The 2,910-nt window shown below is 33.4% G+C and carries 4 protein-coding genes; all 4 read right to left on the bottom strand.

Going from position 1 to position 2,910, the window contains the following annotated elements:
- Positions 1–300 (bottom strand): hypothetical protein (locus ACQWU4_RS19530; RefSeq protein ID WP_429937419.1); only part of this gene is annotated, 300 nt, incomplete at its 3' end.
- A gap of 346 nt (positions 301–646) precedes the next feature.
- Positions 647–1,288, bottom strand: coding sequence for a hypothetical protein (locus ACQWU4_RS19535; protein WP_429937420.1), 642 nt, complete (start codon positions 1,286–1,288; stop codon positions 647–649).
- A gap of 5 nt (positions 1,289–1,293) precedes the next feature.
- A complete protein-coding gene (locus ACQWU4_RS19540; RefSeq protein WP_429937421.1) occupies positions 1,294–1,932 on the bottom strand; it encodes a hypothetical protein in 639 nt (212 codons plus the stop codon).
- A partial coding sequence (locus ACQWU4_RS19545) for an RHS repeat-associated core domain-containing protein (protein WP_429937422.1) occupies positions 1,914–2,910 on the bottom strand: 997 nt, incomplete at its 5' end. The genes ACQWU4_RS19540 and ACQWU4_RS19545, both read right to left, overlap by 19 nt.

The following is a 2,910-nucleotide window of genomic DNA, read 5'->3' on the forward strand; positions in this document are numbered from 1 at the left end:
ATTCTGAACAATTGGATCTATTGGTGGGGGATCAATATCAATAGGAGGACCAATTGTAAATGCCTGCATTTCTAATGCCTGATTGGTTTCTAGTGCTGCCAAAAACATATCGGATATTCCACCGCCTGAAGAGGTGGTATTCAGGTACTGGAAACCATCAAGATAATCGGTGATTTCTTTGGTCCAGGTAGATCCGGCAATTCCTGTGGAGGTTTTTACAGTTTCTTTTCTCTGTTTTATTCCGTCTGCACGGTAATTGATTTTGATCTGGGTGGTTGTAGGATCAAGGCCAATATTCAAAACATTGGGAAGGTTTAAGAAATTATAGGTGATTCCTGTAATCTACTTATCCATCATACTTTTCATATTCCCATTGACATCATAGTCTATAGGCCAGCCTGCTCCGTCATATTCCTATTTTATAAAATTATCACCAACACATTTGGCACATGAATAAATTTTTATCTGCATAAGGATTCCAATTTTCTTAAAAAAAACAAATAGAGTGACCAAATGATCACTATATTCTATAAAATTATTACATATTATTTCTCGTCAATATTGATTAATAAAGGAAACCAACATTTGTGAAACGTTGCCTATTTTTTAGTGAAATATTAATAGATCATCAGTATTGGAAAGTAAATTAATTATACAAAGCAAGAACTTTTTTAATATATTCCTCACCAATATTCTTATTGCCTGCAAATATATAAGGTGTATATGATTTACTTACCGGATCATAAAGTGATATTTCCGATGACTCAACTCTAAATAAGTACATCGGCTTTTTAGCAATTAATTTCTGTTTTAAAAATAAGGACATCATTTGTGTATTCTTATCAATATACAATGAATCTAATTGTACAGAATCTTGATCTATATTATATTCATTTCGTATTTCATAGTTATAGCGAATTAAATAATTGCCTATGTGAGTAGGATTATATTTGTTTTTCTTGAACCAAGGCAAAAACATATTAAGGTCGCTCTGTCCAATAGTATAGGTCATTTGTATAGTGTCATTTTTCATTGCTGTCAATCCTAAACCCATATAAGGAGCAATAGTAGCTTCTTCTTTAAGTCTTCCTTTTGTATCAAAAAGTTGAATTGAAGGCGCTCCTTCATCAGTCGTATATCTAGCACGTACTATATCTGTTTTGCCTGCATTTATTTGATAAGAAAATCCGGTGCCTTCAAATTTATCGAAATCAGGATGCCCACATGCTATAAGTGATAGCAATAATGGTAAAAGCAGACAGATATTTTTTATTTTCGATCTCCCCATATTAATTACTTATACAAATCAAGAACTTTTTTTAAATACTCCTCAAAAAAACTCCTATTGCCTGCAAATGTATATGGTGTATATAATTTACTGACTGGATCATAAAGTGTTATTTCTGAAAACTCGATTCTAAATAAGTACATTGGCTTTTTAGTAATTAATTTATGTTTTAGAAATAGAGACATCATTTTTGTATTTTTATCAATATATAATGAATCTATTTCCGAACCTTCATTTTCAAAATATTCATTTTGTATTTCATAATTATACCGAATAGAATAATTGCCTATGCGAGTAGGATTAATATATTCAATTCTTTTGAACCATGATAAAAACATCTGTTCGTTCTCTCCAACAACATAGGTCATTTGTATGGTGTCATTTTTCATTGCTGTCAGCCCTAGCCCGCTATAAGGAGTAATGGTAGCTTCTTCTTTAAGATTTCCTTTTATATCAAAAAGCTGTATAGAAGGCGCTCCTTCGTCAGTAGTATATCTAGCACGTACTATATCTGTTTTGCCTGCACTTATTTGATAAGAAAATCCGGTGCCTTCAAATTTATCTAAATCAGGATGCCCACATGCTATAATAGATAGCAATAATGGTAAAAGCAGACAGATATTTTTTATTTTCGATCTCCCCATATTATTTTGCTTTTTTTGATTATTCCTTCAGCTGTCGTTACGTTTTCATAGCCTAAACGCTGAAATAGATTTGAGTTAAAATGTTCTCCATATGCTGGGAAACCTTTTTTTTGGGCTTCATTTTTCCAGTGAGAATTGTTAAATATAAGCCCCAGTTTACTATTACCCGATGCGTTAAACCCTCCTGCATTCAGCATGAAATCCATTTTATCTTGTCCTGTTATTGCAGCTGCCCTACCTGCTGCAAAATTTCCAACATCTCTGGCTGACACGTATACTCCTTCTGCTATTTGTGAACCAGCGTATAAACCTCCTCCATTTTGCGTCTTATAATCATATATATCGCCTCCACCACCATTATATGCATAATTCATCCTTGCTACAAACCCTCCATTGGCTTCAGTATCTTTAGAGATTGTATCACTAAAATTATTAAGCCAATCTCTTGCTTGGAAAGATCCAAAATTTATTTTACCTGCTTCTTTACCACCTTTATCAAATTCTGTAAAGGAATTCCAAACAAGCGTTCTTCCCATTCTCTCTCCACCTCCCGAGGTATTATCTTTCGAATATTTTTCATTAAGCTCCTGTTGGGTTTCTTGAGCATTACCATCATGGCGGTAAACCCCTAAATCTCCGTCTTTTATAACCTTCACTACATTTCCAAATTTATCTGTATGAGTACTTGTCGCTTCTCTTCCATCAGGATCAATAAACATTATTGGATTATTAAATGCATAGTTGTAAGGACTATATCTTGTCATTTTCTCCGCCAACGGATCAATTACTCCCCATCTGCCAATATCTGCCATGTACATTCTCGCTCCATAATCATACATTCCTGTCTCTTGCAATTCCTTATTGTTGTACTTATAATTTCTATAATTACCTGCTCCAAAATAAGCATTACCTGTCTTTAAATGATTCATCCCAAATGGATAATAATCATTGGCATCTGTTATTTCAAGACTTCCAGTA

Source organism: Chryseobacterium sp. MIQD13 (assembly GCF_050496705.1).
GTDB lineage: Bacteria > Bacteroidota > Bacteroidia > Flavobacteriales > Weeksellaceae > Chryseobacterium.

Coding starts and splice junctions, on each gene's coding strand:
- ACQWU4_RS19535 (WP_429937420.1), bottom strand. CDS start 1,288: ATGGGGAGATCGAAAATAAAAAATATCTGTCTGCTTTTACCATTATTG.
- ACQWU4_RS19540 (WP_429937421.1), bottom strand. CDS start 1,932: ATGGGGAGATCGAAAATAAAAAATATCTGTCTGCTTTTACCATTATTG.